The organism is Amphibacillus sp. MSJ-3 (assembly GCF_018919165.1).
GTDB lineage: Bacteria > Bacillota > Bacilli > Bacillales > Amphibacillaceae > Amphibacillus.
Genome location: NZ_JAHLQM010000027.1, coordinates 1 through 14,601, shown reverse-complemented (window position 1 = coordinate 14,601; position 14,601 = coordinate 1). Strand labels below are relative to the sequence as shown.

Here is a 14,601-nt window from a genome sequence, read left to right as displayed (position 1 = left end):
GACTTTATTTTAAAATGAAGTGAATCAGGGTGGTACCGTGAAAAGTGAAGATCTTTTCTCCCTTGTAATCCTGCCAAACTCGGCAGATTATTTAGAGAGAAATGATCTTTTTTGTTATATGAAACTTATACCATTAATTATTTATTAGGAGGGATTTTAAATGACGAAATCAATAAATGAGGATCAAGATATCGTTGAAGGTCCAAAAACGGGATCTGATCTATTAATTGAAGCATTGCTCGAGGCTGGAGTAAAGACATTATTTGGCTATCCAGGTGGCGCTGTATTACCCATTTTTGATGCATTATTTAAAAAGAGAAACCATTTTGATCAAGTTTTAGCACGGCATGAGCAAGGATCAATCCATGCTGCTGAGGGATATGCGCGAATCTCAGGTAAACCAGGAGTTGTAATTGCGACATCTGGTCCAGGTGCAACTAATCTTGTCACCGGTATTGCAGATGCAATGATGGATTCATTACCACTCGTCATTTTCACAGGGCAGGTTACTCAAACGGTAATCGGAACAGATGCTTTCCAAGAGGCGGATATTATGGGAATTACAACACCGATTACAAAGCATAATTATCAAGTTCGCAACATAAGTGATTTGCCTAGGGTGGTTAAGGAAGCCTTTCACATTGCAACAACAGGTAGACCAGGTCCAGTACTCATTGATATTCCTAAAGATATTTCAGCTAATCCATGTGCAGACACATACGATAGTGCATTTGATTTACCTGGCTATCAGCCCAAGATAAAACCAAATCCACTTCAAGTGAAAAAGCTAAAAGAGGCATTTTCAAACTCGACTAAACCTCTTATTTTAGCTGGAGCAGGTATTCAATTTGCAAAAGCATCAGAACAATTGATTACTTTTATTGAAAAACACAAAATTCCAGTTGTTAACACACTCCAAGGTTTAGGGACCTTCCCTGGTGAACATGATTTGTTTTTAGGTATGGGCGGTATGCACGGGACATACGCTGCTAATATGGCACTTTATGAAACTGATCTTCTAATCAATATTGGAGCTAGATTTGATGATCGTTTGACTGGAAACTTAGATCACTTTTCTCCTTCGGCTATCATTGCTCATATCGATATTGATCCAGCTGAAATTGGTAAGAATGTCAATACGCATATTCCCATTGTTGGAGATGCAAAACTCGCTTTAGAAGAAATGAATAAACAAATTGATCAAACACCTGATTTTTCAAACTGGCGTAAGCATGTCCAAGACTATAAAGAAAATTATCCTTTATGGTATAAGACACCAGAAAAGAATATGATTGGTCAATATGTAATTGATAAGGTCTATCAAGAAACAGAAGGTAAGGCCATTGTTGTTACTGATGTGGGTCAACACCAAATGTGGGCAGCTCAATACTACAAGTTTAATCAACCTAACCACTGGGTAAGTTCTGGTGGTCTTGGAACAATGGGTTTTGGTTTCCCCGCTTCAATTGGGGCCCAACTCGCTGCACCAAATGATCTGGTCATTGCTATTGTAGGTGATGGTGGTTTCCAGATGACCTTGCAGGAACTATCTATCTTACAAGAACGTCGACTACCAGTTAAGATTATTATTGTCAATAACGAAGCACTAGGAATGGTTAGACAATGGCAAGAAAAATTCTATTCTGAACGTTATTCAGAATCTATCTTCAATATTCAACCAGACTTTGTTAAACTTGCTGAGGCTTATCAAGTAAAAGGAGTTAGGATTGATACAAAAGAAGATTTTGATCAACAGTTGCCTGATTTGTTAGCAATAGATGGCCCTGTCCTTATTGATGCTCGTGTCCTTCAACAAGAAAATGTTTATCCGATGATTGCGCCAGGTAAAGGATTACATGAGATGATAGGAGTGAAACCATGAAACGCATTATTACTGCAAAAGTAAGAAACCGTAGTGGTGTTTTAAATCGAATTACAGGTTTATTACAAAAGAGACAATTTAATATTGAAAGTATTTCGGTTGGTCGCACTGAAAAAGAAGGCATGTCTCGAATAACTTTTATTGTTGATGTTGAAGATTTTCAACAACTAGAACAAGTTACAAAACAACTCAATAAACAAATTGATGTCATTAAAGTTTCCGATATTACAGATAAAGCAATCGTTGCTCGTGAACTAGCATTAATTAAGATTACAAGCAATGCACAATTACGATCAGAAATCCAAGGCATTATTGAACCTTTTCGTGCAACAATTATTGATGTCAGCAAGGATACACTTTCTATTCAAGTAACAGGTAAATCAGAAAAAGTTGAAGCTCTAATTGATTTATTAAAACCATATGGTATCAAAGATCTTGCTCGTACTGGAGTAACCGCCTTTTTACGTGGCCAACAACCACAACCTATTCAAGATCAAGCGCCCTTTTCTCTATTAGATTAAGGGAGCACCGCACCTATCGATACAAGTAATATGTATTTATACATTTACAATAAAAAATAATAACAAATGTGAGAGGAATGATTTTTCATGGCAAAAGTAGTTTACAATAATCAAATTCAAGAGGATGTTCTTAAAGGAAAGAAAATTGCTGTTATTGGATATGGGTCACAGGGGCATGCACATGCACTTAACTTAAAAGAAAGTGGTTTTGATGTTGTCGTTGGTGTTAGAAAAGGTAAATCATGGGATCAAGCCTATGAAGATGGTGTAGCAGTAAAAACAGTTGCTGAAGCAAGTAAGGAAGCAGATATCATCATGATCTTACTTCCAGATGAATTGCAACCACAAGTTTATCAAGAGAGTATTAAAGATAATTTAGAAGAAGGAAATGCACTTGTCTTTGCTCATGGCTTTAATATTCACTTTAGCCAAATCACACCACCTGAGAATGTTGATGTTTTCCTAGTAGCACCAAAAGGTCCTGGTCATCTTGTTCGTCGTACTTATGAAGAAGGTGCAGGTGTACCAGCTCTATATGGTATCTATCAAGACTATACAGGAAAAGCAAAGGATTTGGCTTTGGCTTATGCTAAAGGGATTGGAGCTGGACGTGCCGGTATCCTCGAAACAACTTTCCAAGAAGAAACTGAAACAGATCTTTTTGGTGAACAAGCGGTACTTTGTGGTGGTGCTACAAGTCTAGTTAAGGCAGGTTTTGAAACACTAGTAGAAGCTGGTTATCAACCAGAAGTAGCTTATTTCGAATGTATGCATGAACTAAAACTAATTGTTGATCTAATGTACGAAAGCGGCCTTGAAGGAATGAGATATTCTATTTCGGATACCGCTCAATGGGGAGACTTTATTTCTGGACCACGTGTCATAAATGCTGAAACAAAAGATCGAATGAAGGAAGTCTTAACTGATATTCAAACAGGTAAATTTGCAAAAGATTGGATCCTTGAAAACCAAGCTAATCGCCCACAATTTAATGCAATTAATAAAGCTGAGAACAATCACCAAATTGAGAAAGTAGGTCGAGAACTTCGTGATTTAATGCCATTTGTTAAGCAAAGAACAAATGCTAAAAAGGAAGTGGTCTCAGATGACTCAAATTAAGATTTTTGATACAACACTTAGGGACGGTGAACAATCACCCGGTGTGAATTTGAATCAACTTGAAAAATTAGAAATCGCCAAACAACTAGAACGCCTAGGGGTAGATGTGATAGAAGCAGGATTTCCTGCTTCTTCACAAGGTGATTTCAATGCCGTTCAGAAAATTGCACAAACGATTACAGAATCTACAGTGACAGCATTGGCAAGAGCAAATAAAAATGATATTGATCAAGCTTGGGAAGCAATAAAAGAAGCAAAAAAGCCGCGAATTCATGTTTTTATTGCAACCTCCCCTATCCATATGAAAGACAAATTAAAAAAGACACCTGAAGAAGTTATTGATATCGCTGTTGAAATGGTAAAATACGCTAAAGATAAATGTATCGATATCGAGTGGTCAGCTGAAGATGCTTCACGTTCTGATCTGCCCTTTCTAGCAACCATTATTGAAAAAGTCATTGATGCAGGTGCTACAGTCATTAATTTACCGGATACGGTTGGCTATACAACCCCTAAAGAGTATGGTGAAATGTTTAAATATGTTAAGGAAAATGTAGCAAATATTAATCAAGTTGATTTATCAACACATTGCCACGATGATTTGGGTATGGCTTTAGCCAATACAATTGCTGGTATTCAAAATGGCGCCACACAAGTTGAGGGAACCTTTAATGGAATTGGTGAACGGGCAGGAAATGTTGCTTTAGAAGAATTAGCTGTTGCACTTGAAATCAGAAAAGATTTCTATCCTTATCATACACAAATCGTTTTAAATGAGATTAAACGTACAAGCGACATGATCAGTAAACTAACCGGAATGATTGTACCTGGCAATAAAGCCATTGTTGGGAGAAACGCTTTTGCCCATGAATCAGGTATTCATCAAGACGGTGTGTTAAAAAATACTCAAACCTATGAAATTATTACGCCAGAACTTGTTGGTGTTCAATCTAATAATCTCGTTTTAGGTAAACACTCCGGAAGACACGCTTTTAAAGAAAGAATTGTCCAACTTGGCTTTAGCCTATCCGAAGAGAAAATTTCAGAAACTTTTAAATCTTTCAAACAATTAACCGATCGTAAAAAAGAAGTCACGGATGATGATCTATTTGTTCTACTAATGGATATTCAAACAGATGTGAGTCATCGCAAACATTACCAACTTGAGTCATTTCAGGTTCAATATGACTCAACCCACTCCCCCACTGCTACAGTTACACTAGAAACCCCTAGCCAAAAAATTGTAACTGGAAGTAAAAGTGGTGCAGGAAGCGTTGAAGCTCTCTATAATACGATTGAATCATTAATTGAGGAAAAAGTACAATTGACGGACTTTACCTTAAGTTCCATTGGCAAAGGAAAAGATGCCTTAGCTGAAGTCCATGTGCATTTAAAAATTAATGAACAGGATGTCAGCGGTCGTGGAACAGCACAGGACGTTCTTGAAGCAGCAGCACATGCATTCTTAAATGCAGTCAATCGTGTTTTCATTAAGTTAAAGGTAGATTAAGAGGAGGAAAGAACAATGAAGAAACAGATTGTCTTACTGCCTGGTGATGGAATAGGCCCAGAGATATTGGCCAGTTCTACCTCCGTGTTAGAGGCAATTGCAAGTAAATTTAACCATCAATTCATTTTTGAACATCAATTAATTGGTGGAAGTGCAATCGATAAAGTTAACGACCCCCTCCCTGAACAAACGATCCTAGCTGCGAAGAGAGCTGATGCGATTCTACTTGGTGCTGTTGGTGGTCCGAAATGGGATAATAATCCATCCCATTTACGCCCAGAACGTGGTTTGTTGGGCATTCGAAAAGCCTTAGATCTATATGCAAATTTAAGACCAGTAAAAGGTTTTAAACAATTATTACATGCTTCACCATTAAAAGAAGCTATTATCAACGGGAGTGATTTACTAATTGTTCGAGAATTAACTGGTGGATTATATTTTGGTCGACCAAGCGAAAGACAAAACAATGGTGAACGTGTTGTAGATACGCTCGTTTACTCCCGCTCTGAAATTGAACGGATTGTAAAGAAAGGATTTGAAAGTGCGCAATTACGTCGAAAAAAACTAACCTCTGTTGACAAGGCAAACGTATTAGAATCAAGTAAATTATGGCGTGAGGTCGTTGAGGAACAGAAAGCAAATTACCCAGACGTTGAGGTTGATCACTGCTTAGTTGATGCTGCTGCGATGAAACTAATTACACAACCAAATCAATTTGATGTCATCGTAACCGAGAATATGTTTGGTGATATTCTAAGCGATGAAGCATCCGTATTAACAGGATCACTTGGAATGTTACCTTCAGCTAGTTTGGCGGAAAATGGTGTTGGCCTTTATGAACCTGCACATGGTTCAGCACCAGATATTGCTGGTAAAGGTATTGCTAATCCTATTGCGATGATTTTATCAAGTGCCATGATGCTTCGTTATTCATTTGGCCTAGATAAAGAAGCAAATACGATTGAAGCCGCTGTCGAGTCCTGTCTTGATCAAGGTTTACACACCGCAGACCTTCATGTCAGTGGTGGAAAAAGAGTCTCGACAAAAGAAATGACAGAGGCCATTATTAAGAACATATCATCAATTAACAGTTAGGAGTGAATAAAATGGCGAAACCAAAAACGATTATCGAAAAAATTTGGGACAAAAATGTTGTTCATGAGGAAAAAGGAAGACCAGCACTTTTATATATTGATTTACACTTAGTTCATGAAGTTACCTCACCACAAGCGTTTGAAGGTTTACGTCTTAAAGGTCGAGTTGTTAGGCAGCCTAGTCGAACATTTGCAACAATGGATCACAACGTCCCTACCACTCACACAAATGTAATTAAGGATGAAATATCGAAATTACAGATGGATACATTGAAAAAGAACTGCGAAGAGTTTGGTGTTCCCCTTGCGGAAATGGGCCATAAACATCAGGGAATTGTCCATGTCATTGGACCAGAACTAGGCTTAACTCAACCAGGAAAAACAATTGTCTGTGGAGATAGTCATACATCGACACACGGTGCTTTTGGTGCCCTAGCTTTCGGAATTGGAACAAGTGAAGTTGAACATGTTTTAGCGACACAAACCATTTGGCAAGCTAAACCTAAAACATTAAATGTAAAAGTTGATGGAGCACTTAGTACAGGTGTTACAGCAAAAGACTTAATCCTTGCCCTCATAGCAAAATACGGCGTTGACTTTGGAACTGGCTATGTCATCGAGTATACTGGAGAAGCTATAGAAAATCTTTCAATGGAAGGTCGCATGACGATCTGCAATATGTCAATCGAAGCTGGCGCACGTGCTGGATTAGTAAGCCCTGATCAAAAAACAGTAGATTTTATTAAAGATAGGAAATATGCACCGAAAGGTAAAGCTTTTGAAAAAGCAAAGGAAGAATGGCTTGCACTTGCGACAGATAAAGGTGCAGAATACGATCGAACAATTACTTTTAATGCATCAGAAGTAGAACCACAGGTGACCTGGGGAACAAATCCAAGTCAATGTATATCGATTAATGGTACGATCCCTAATCCATCTCATGCGGAGAATGAAAATGAACAAAATGAGATCAAGCATGCCCTTGAATATATGGGACTTGAAGCCGATATCCCAATCAATACCGTTCCAATCGAACATGTTTTTATTGGCTCTTGTACGAATTCAAGACTTCAAGATTTAGAACAAGCGGCTAGTGTTATCAATGGCCGTAAAGTAAATCCTAATGTAAAGGCTATTGTCGTACCTGGATCTCAAACGGTAAAATTACAAGCAGAAGCAAAAGGACTCGATCGTCTATTTATCGAGGCAGGTTTTGAATGGAGAGAACCCGGTTGCAGTATGTGCCTTGCCATGAATGGTGATATTGTTCCTCCTGGCGAACGTTGTGCCTCTACATCAAATCGTAACTTTGAAGGTAGACAGGGCACTGATGCAAGAACACATCTAGTGAGTCCAGAAATGGCTACAGCAGCTGCAATTGCAGGACATTTTGTTGATGTCCGAACATTCGTTTAATCAAAATTGATAGGAGGTCTGAGTAAGATGGAACCCTTAAAGCAACATACCGGTCTTGTTTACCCATTAAATCGCGCAAATGTAGATACAGATCAAATTATACCTAAACAGTTTTTAAAACGGATATCTCGTCAAGGATTTGGCCAATATTTATTTTATAATTGGCGCTTTGATGAAAAAGATCAGAAAAAAGAGGATTTTTCACTAAATCAACCAAAATATAAAAATGCTAGTATTCTCGTTGGTGGTGAAAACTTTGGTTGTGGCTCATCACGTGAACACGCACCGTGGGCACTAGAAGACTTTGGTTTTAAAGTAATTATTGCTCCTAGTTTTGCTGATATCTTCTTTAATAACTGTACCAAAAATGGTATCCTTCCAGTGGTACTAAAAGAGGATGAAACACAACAACTAATTAAAAATGCTGAAGCAAGCGATTATAAACTAACAGTTGATCTTGAAAAAATGAAGGTATTTGATGATAAAGGCTTTATAGCAAGCTTTGATTTAGCTGAATACCCGCGGGAAATGTTATTAAACGGCTGGGATGAAATTTCTGTCACTTTAACTCACGAAGATAAAATTACAGCATTTGAAAAAGAACATGTTGTCTATTAATAAAACAAATAACAAAAAGGAGTCGCTACATAATTAAATAATTGATTATGTAGTAACTCCTTATTTTTATTAAGGCAAAAACTTAACATGTCATAATCTTTTTTATGCCTTTCTATTTTTCCAAAGTAGCATAAGCCCACTTGCTAATAGAAATATAAATCCAGCGAGTATCCAGTTATACATTGATGTTGCTGTTTCTGGTAGTGAATCACTATCTTCATCTTTATCAACGACTGAAGATTCGTCTTTTGGATCTGTTGAATCAGATGGTACAGTTTCAAGAGCCTTAATTGCTTGCTCTAAAGTCACCAAAGCCTTATCAATTTCCTCCTGCGTCGCTTCGTCATCCGTTAAGATCATATGGGCAGCTTCTAGCACTTTAGTTAATTTAGCAAAGCTTTGCTTTGTATAATCGGACTCAGCTAATCTCTCTGCCTCTTCTGTACGTTTTGCCAAAATCGATTTATCTACTAATATTGGATCTAAATGATCTTCCTTTAATTACTCTTTTCTGTCACTTTCACTGAATGCGCTTTCATTATTCTACGAGAAAGTCTTGCCCAAAAGGGAACAGAATCCTCATATACAAGGATTCTGTTCCAACAAATCACTCCTGCTGGAAACACTTGTTCATTATTTTTTTGGTATGAGAAGTTTTTGCTCTAATCGCCTCTTTAGCTATTTAGACCGTATTTTCATAATCTCATCCGCTACAAACTGAACTTGTGTTCCAACAATAACCTGGATATCATTTTTCCCAACAACCTTAATTCCAGATACCCCGGTATTTTTAATTCTCTTTTGATCCACTACATCAACATTATTCACTTCAAGTCTTAATCTTGTCACACAGTTATCAACAGAAACTACATTTTGATCTCCACCGAGAGCTGCATATATTTCTTTAGCCATTACAGCTATTTTATTTGTGCTATCGATTCCTATCACAGCATCATCGGAATTTGGATCAACCTCATCATCAACTCTACCTGGTGTTTTCAGATCAAATTTAACAATAATCACACGGAAAACAACATAGTAAATCACAGCGAAAACTAAACCCTGTACAATTAACATCAATGGCTTATTTGCTAATGGTAATCGTGAACTTAAGAAAAAGTCAACAAAACCAGCACTAAAACCGAATCCCGCTGTCCATTGAAATGTCGATGCGATAAATAACGAAATACCTGTTAAAGCAGCATGGACTACGTATAGCACAGGAGCTAAAAACATAAAGCCAAACTCAAGAGGCTCAGTGACCCCTGTGAAAAATGAGGCAAAGGCTGATGCCATCAATAATGAGGCTGCCGTTTTCTTTTTACTATCTTTCGCTGTATGGTACATGGCTAGTGCAGCAGCAGGGAGACCAAACATCATAACTGGGAAGAAACCTGCTTGATACATTCCGGTAACCCCTTTGACACCTTCGCCGGACCAAAAGTTTGCGATATCATCAATACCTGCCACATCAAACCAGAAGACTGAGTTCAAAGCATGGTGTAAGCCAGTTGGAATGAGTAAACGATTAAAGAAACCATAAAGACCTGCACCAATTGCACCTAGGCCACTAATTATTTCACCAAATGAAACAAGTCCTGTATAGACGACTGGCCAAATGAAAAATAAAATAGCAGAAGCAAATAACATAGAAACAGCCGTCATAATTGGAACTAATCGCTTACCACTAAAAAACGCTAAGGCATCAGGTAATTTGACATGGCTAAATCGGTTATACATAACTGAAGCAATAATACCAGATATAATACCAATAAATTGATTGTCAATTTTATCAAATGCAGCATTAACTGAGTCTGCATCAACACCTTGCAATAAAGCAACCGTTTCTGTTGATAGTAACGTCGTAACAACTAAGAAGGCAACAAGTCCACTTAATGCTGCTGAACCATCTTTTTGCTTGGCCATCCCGAAAGCAACCCCAACAGCAAATAATATCGCCATATTGTCAATAATAGAACCACCAGCTTTAATAAAGAAAGCTGCAATTGCACTTCCTTCTCCCCAACCACTTGGGTCAATCCAATAACCGATCCCCATCAATACAGCGGCCGCTGGTAAAACTGCAACTGGCAACATAAGTGAGCGACCAAGCTTTTGTAAATACTTCATTATCATGTTAAACTCTCCTTTACTTTTAATATGTCGATGATCTTAACTCCCCTTGGCTATAAAACGCTTTCAAATATAATCTTACATATAATTCCATGTAGACTTCTCTTGACTATACTACAGAAAAATGACGCAATCACCCTTTCATGGTTTCTTTTCTTAAGAAATAAGACCTTTGAAAGCTCTTTTATTAACCACCTCCTTAAATGAGATAAAGCGAATGAATTTGCCACATCTTCACTGGGTATTTGTTGGATAAAGGGGTCTTTACTAACTGTTTGCCTATTTATAAGTCGATAATTTCCCCTATATGATTGAAATAGGGTAGCTTACAGTCAGGTAATCTCCAAGATAGTAAAGTTAATAATAATGTTTATCATAGTGCAACTGTTAGTAAGACTCCCACATCAATGATTCGAAGGAAACTAAGAAGAGTATGTGGTCCCCACTGATTGAAGTTTCACTTTATCATTTATTCAGTCTTTCAATATGAATGGTTATATAACCAAGCTCCGATTCAGGAAATTCAACCCCATATTTATTTGTTATCCCATAAGTGACTTCTTTCGTTATTTGATATGATTTAGGAAACTTCTCCTGAATCATTAATAACATATCTTCATCCATTTGATGGACCTCATACTGGCCAACCCTAGATAAGGCAAAGTGTAAATGGGTAACCAATCTTTGGTAGGAAATATCATCTTCTTTAATAGTCACATTCATTTTCGCTAAAATACTCTGGATCATTTCCCTGACGATTGATGTATTTTTAATCGTTTGTTTGTAATCACTCCCTTGTAACTTCATCGTATGGATATGTAAGGCAATATGGGCTGCTTCATCGATTGGAACATCGATCTGACATTTATTCTGAATATGTTGAACCGCCCAAAGCCCTATTTCATATTCATCACGATATAAAATCTTAATTTCATTTAATAGTTTATTTGGTAAAAGAATCCCATCCTGGATTCGTTCTATTGCAAATGAAATATGGTCTGTTAATGCAATATGGATATGTTCATTTAGTTTTGTCCCCAAGTAGTCTTCGGCATAGGAGATGATTTCTTCAGAAATAAGAAAGTGCTCTTCTGAAATTCGACTCAATAGTTGCTGGAGTTTTTCATTCTCCTTCATCACAAATAGTTGTTCTATTTTATCTTTGTTAATGACATCATTTTTCTGCTTTCCAAAGGCAATTCCATTACCTATTGCTACTTTTTCCTTGTTATCATCGTCTATAACCAGAATTGCATTATTATTTAGCTTTTTCTTTAATTTCATTGAATTTCATCTCCTTTCTATAAATTATTTAACATTTTATCTTTCGACGATCGTAATAATCGGTGATTTCCCTGCAATAACCTGAGTATATGGGGCAAATTGATAGGTCATCTCAGACTTACTATTTGTAATAATTACTGGTGTAATCGTACTATCTGCTTGATCCTCAATAAAGGTTAAATCAACAGTTAAAAGTGGATCACCTACTTTAACCTGATCATTAACTTTAACAAGTTCTTCAAACCCTTGACCTTTTAAGCGAACTGTTTCAAGACCAATATGGATCAGAATCTCCGTACCATCTTCCGCTTCAATTCCAACAGCATGTTTACTCTGCGGAATTTGAATAATCCTTCCATTTACAGGAGCTACAACCCTTCCATCTGTTGGTATGATTGCAACACCTTCACCCATCATTTTTTCAGCAAAAACGGGATCGGGAACCTGATCTAACGAAACAAGCTGACCTGATAGTGGTGCAATAATTTCTCTTTTTGTCGTTTTTTTAAATAGATTCTTCAACATCTACTGTCTCTCCTTCTAATATTTACACTGTATTATACATGCATATAAAAAAGCATAGAGAGCAAAAGGCTATCGCTTAGCGAATTCCTTTAAAGCTTCTCTATGCCTAATCCTACTTAGTAACATAAGAGTTTATTAAATTAATTAGTATTATATTGGATATTAATAACATATTTGTTGAATTTCTTATTCATATTGTATCATCTTTAAATAAAGCTGTCTACTGTATTTACAAAGGAAATTAACAAATGGATCCTTACTTTCCAACTTGATTATTTATAAATTTGACACAAACAACTTCCGGAACTTTAATATCCGCTTGCTTTAACGTCAATTTTCCAGAGTTTTGATCACGATTAAAAACTGTTAATGTCCCTGAATTTTGGTTTGAAGCAATTAATAACTTGTTATCTGGGGTTAGGGCAAAGTCGCGTGGCCAATCCCCTTCTGTTCCTGTCCAGTCAAGAAATTCAAGTAGATTAGTGACAGGGTCAATTCTAAAAGTAGCAATACTACCATGTCCTCGATTTCCGGCATAAATAAATTTCCCATCATCAGTTACATGGATTGCGCTCCCATCGTTCACATCATTAAATGACTCGGGAATTGCGCTGATTCTTTGTAGCTGAGTGAATTCACCTGTATCCGCATTGTACTTAAGTGTAAGCACTTCTGAAGATAACTCAGTCATCGCATAAGCATATTCACCATTAGGTGCAAAAGTAAGGTGACGTGGACCACTTCCTGCTGGTGCTTCAAAAACGTGTTCTTTCGTTAATTTTCCAACTTGGTCAATCGCATAAGTCGTTATTTCATCACTACCTAAATCAACAGCAAAAACATACTTTTCATCTGGAGAAAAACCTGCATAGTGCATATGTGCTTTCTCTTGACGTTCATGGGGACCAGACCCCTTATGTTCAACTATATCTGCAATTTCCTTTAAAGAACCATCTGGATTTATTAAATAAGAAACAATTTGTTTCGTATGATAATTAGCAGTCACAACAATTGTATTTTCCTTATTGACACTGACATGGCATGGAGGTGATCCAGGTAAGGTAAGAGAATTTAGTTTATTTAATCCTCCTGTTACTTGATCGATTGAAAAGGCAGTTACCCCTCCCTGATCTGCTTCCTTTGAAACCGCATATAGAAATTGATTTTCAGCCGATAAGGTCAGATATGTTGGATTATCCACCTTAGCAACAGGTGTTACATCAACGATTTGTTCTTGATCTAAATCAAGCGTGAATTGATAGACACCTTCACTAGTTACTTTTGTATATGTACCTAAATAACCACTTATTTTAGTTGTCATTAAAACAACTCCTTTATTCAAATTTACTAATCACAGTATAACAAAAATCTAAACCAATCACTATTGATACGATATGAGTTGATTTAAGCTTCAAAAAAGCACTTATCTTAGATCGACCGACTATAAGACCTCCACTTCAATCACACTTGAGAAAGTTTGAATGATAAGGGAAGTATTTGCAATCATAAAACTTACCCGTTTAACTATTAGGTAGCTGACGATGGAGAACTCTCTCACTACAAAAAGAATTACTTTAATTTTAAAAGGGACAGAGACATAACTACCCAAAAAAGTGTTTTTTTCTTTCTTCTATTATTGGATTGTTGCTTCTGGCAATAAACTTCCTCAGATTCACCGCCATCAACGCAAATCCCAATTCATTTTTCACTTACCCTTTACCTCGCACGGAAAAACGCGAGGAGCACAAATTGGCCTTCAAGAAGCCGAACACTACTTCTACATCTACTTTACTTTTCCTATAAATTCAACCCGGTTTTTTCTTCTTCTTTCGATATTGATTATATGCAATGAGTGGCGTTCATTTTCGATTTTCTAGGATATCTTCGTAATTTTGTTCACTCCCATATCCAACATCTGCGACAATGAATTCCGGCAGTTCAAAAAAGCTAGCCTCGATCGTATCGAGAAAAGGAATCAACGTGCTTGTGTCGGTTGGGTTCGGAAACACATCATAAACAAGTGCGCATTGGCCTTCTGTCGCAATTTGAACATTGTAACAAGCTTTCAATCGAAAGATTCAATTTATTATACATTTAACAAAGCGCCCAGCCAGTGATTGGAACGGCGGGTGGCGACTCCAGCGGGAACAGTAAACGGTCTTCGATGGGACGAGTAACCGTAGTCCCAGTCCCACGAGTCCGAAAATCCTTATTGCGACACGGGAGTGGAGCAATAAGGAATGTTAGACTAAAACCGCCACGCCCTGTGGCAACGTCTAACTGACCCACATCCTGTGCGCCCCAGGTCGTGCCCGCGGAAAGCGTCCACCCAGAGTGTAAATCACGGAGTGACACCTCAAAAACATTTAAGAGGTGATGAATCGAGTAGGAGGAGGCGGTTAGCCTCCGTCCTCTCACACCACCGTACGTACGGTTCCGTATACGGCGGTTCAATTAAGATTTATAACGCAAAAATTCATAACGGTCATGTAGACTTCG

The 14,601-nt window shown here is 37.4% G+C and carries 12 protein-coding genes and 1 pseudogene; 7 read left to right on the top strand and 6 right to left on the bottom strand.

The features are described 5' to 3' along the window. Positions 1-160: 160 nt before the first annotated feature. The 7 genes from ilvB (at position 161) to leuD (ending at position 8,160) form a co-directional block, all read left to right on the top strand. Positions 161-1,882 (top strand): biosynthetic-type acetolactate synthase large subunit, encoded by a 1,722-nt coding sequence (ilvB, locus tag KQI76_RS08900; protein ID WP_216399965.1) that lies wholly within the window; start codon positions 161-163, stop codon positions 1,880-1,882. Then, on the top strand, positions 1,879-2,403 hold the full coding sequence (gene ilvN, locus KQI76_RS08895; RefSeq protein ID WP_216399964.1) for an acetolactate synthase small subunit: 525 nt from the start codon (positions 1,879-1,881) through the stop codon (positions 2,401-2,403). Before ilvB ends, ilvN begins: the two co-directional genes overlap by 4 nt. Before the next feature lie 87 nt (positions 2,404-2,490). Further along, positions 2,491-3,522 carry a ketol-acid reductoisomerase gene (ilvC, locus tag KQI76_RS08890; RefSeq protein ID WP_216399963.1) on the top strand — a complete coding sequence of 344 codons (1,032 nt, stop codon included), beginning with the start codon at positions 2,491-2,493 and terminating at the stop codon, positions 3,520-3,522. Then, positions 3,509-5,032: a 2-isopropylmalate synthase gene (locus KQI76_RS08885; protein ID WP_253288887.1), complete on the top strand. Its 1,524-nt coding sequence runs from the start codon at positions 3,509-3,511 to the stop codon at positions 5,030-5,032. The genes ilvC and KQI76_RS08885 overlap by 14 nt, the downstream gene beginning before the upstream one ends. Before the next feature lie 15 nt (positions 5,033-5,047). Beyond that, complete coding sequence (leuB, locus tag KQI76_RS08880) at positions 5,048-6,127, top strand: 3-isopropylmalate dehydrogenase (protein ID WP_216399961.1); 1,080 nt, start codon at positions 5,048-5,050, stop codon at positions 6,125-6,127. 11 nt (positions 6,128-6,138) lie between these two features. Further along, positions 6,139-7,542: a 3-isopropylmalate dehydratase large subunit gene (gene leuC, locus KQI76_RS08875; RefSeq protein ID WP_216399960.1), complete on the top strand. Its 1,404-nt coding sequence runs from the start codon at positions 6,139-6,141 to the stop codon at positions 7,540-7,542. 27 nt (positions 7,543-7,569) lie between these two features. Continuing rightward, on the top strand, positions 7,570-8,160 hold the full coding sequence (gene leuD, locus KQI76_RS08870; protein WP_216399959.1) for a 3-isopropylmalate dehydratase small subunit: 591 nt from the start codon (positions 7,570-7,572) through the stop codon (positions 8,158-8,160). 102 nt (positions 8,161-8,262) lie between these two features. Here leuD and KQI76_RS08865 read toward each other — a convergent pair whose 3' ends face one another. The 6 genes and pseudogenes from KQI76_RS08865 to KQI76_RS08840 all read right to left on the bottom strand — a co-directional run. After that, entirely contained in the window at positions 8,263-8,616 is a 354-nt protein-coding gene (locus KQI76_RS08865; RefSeq protein ID WP_216399958.1) for an FIVAR domain-containing protein, read from the bottom strand. Positions 8,617-8,838: 222 nt separating this feature from the next. Beyond that, a complete protein-coding gene (nagE, locus tag KQI76_RS08860) occupies positions 8,839-10,293 on the bottom strand; it encodes an N-acetylglucosamine-specific PTS transporter subunit IIBC (RefSeq protein WP_216399984.1) in 1,455 nt (484 codons plus the stop codon). Positions 10,294-10,758: 465 nt separating this feature from the next. Next, entirely contained in the window at positions 10,759-11,577 is an 819-nt protein-coding gene (locus tag KQI76_RS08855) for a PRD domain-containing protein (RefSeq protein ID WP_216399957.1), read from the bottom strand. 36 nt (positions 11,578-11,613) lie between these two features. Continuing rightward, positions 11,614-12,102 carry a PTS sugar transporter subunit IIA gene (locus KQI76_RS08850; protein WP_216399956.1) on the bottom strand — a complete coding sequence of 163 codons (489 nt, stop codon included), beginning with the start codon at positions 12,100-12,102 and terminating at the stop codon, positions 11,614-11,616. A gap of 256 nt (positions 12,103-12,358) precedes the next feature. Beyond that, the gene (locus KQI76_RS08845; protein WP_216399955.1) at positions 12,359-13,423 is read right to left on the bottom strand and encodes a lactonase family protein; all 1,065 of its coding nucleotides are present in this window, start codon (positions 13,421-13,423) and stop codon (positions 12,359-12,361) included. Positions 13,424-13,703: 280 nt separating this feature from the next. Continuing rightward, positions 13,704-14,174 (bottom strand): annotated as a pseudogene (locus tag KQI76_RS08840) (transposase); the annotation flags it as partial. Between the last annotated feature and the right edge of the window lie 427 nt (positions 14,175-14,601).

Coding starts and splice junctions, on each gene's coding strand:
- ilvB (WP_216399965.1), top strand. CDS start 161: ATGACGAAATCAATAAATGAGGATCAAGATATCGTTGAAGGTCCAAAA.
- ilvN (WP_216399964.1), top strand. CDS start 1,879: ATGAAACGCATTATTACTGCAAAAGTAAGAAACCGTAGTGGTGTTTTA.
- ilvC (WP_216399963.1), top strand. CDS start 2,491: ATGGCAAAAGTAGTTTACAATAATCAAATTCAAGAGGATGTTCTTAAA.
- KQI76_RS08885 (WP_253288887.1), top strand. CDS start 3,509: ATGACTCAAATTAAGATTTTTGATACAACACTTAGGGACGGTGAACAA.
- leuB (WP_216399961.1), top strand. CDS start 5,048: ATGAAGAAACAGATTGTCTTACTGCCTGGTGATGGAATAGGCCCAGAG.
- leuC (WP_216399960.1), top strand. CDS start 6,139: ATGGCGAAACCAAAAACGATTATCGAAAAAATTTGGGACAAAAATGTT.
- leuD (WP_216399959.1), top strand. CDS start 7,570: ATGGAACCCTTAAAGCAACATACCGGTCTTGTTTACCCATTAAATCGC.
- KQI76_RS08855 (WP_216399957.1), bottom strand. CDS start 11,577: ATGAAATTAAAGAAAAAGCTAAATAATAATGCAATTCTGGTTATAGAC.
- KQI76_RS08850 (WP_216399956.1), bottom strand. CDS start 12,102: ATGTTGAAGAATCTATTTAAAAAAACGACAAAAAGAGAAATTATTGCA.
- KQI76_RS08845 (WP_216399955.1), bottom strand. CDS start 13,423: ATGACAACTAAAATAAGTGGTTATTTAGGTACATATACAAAAGTAACT.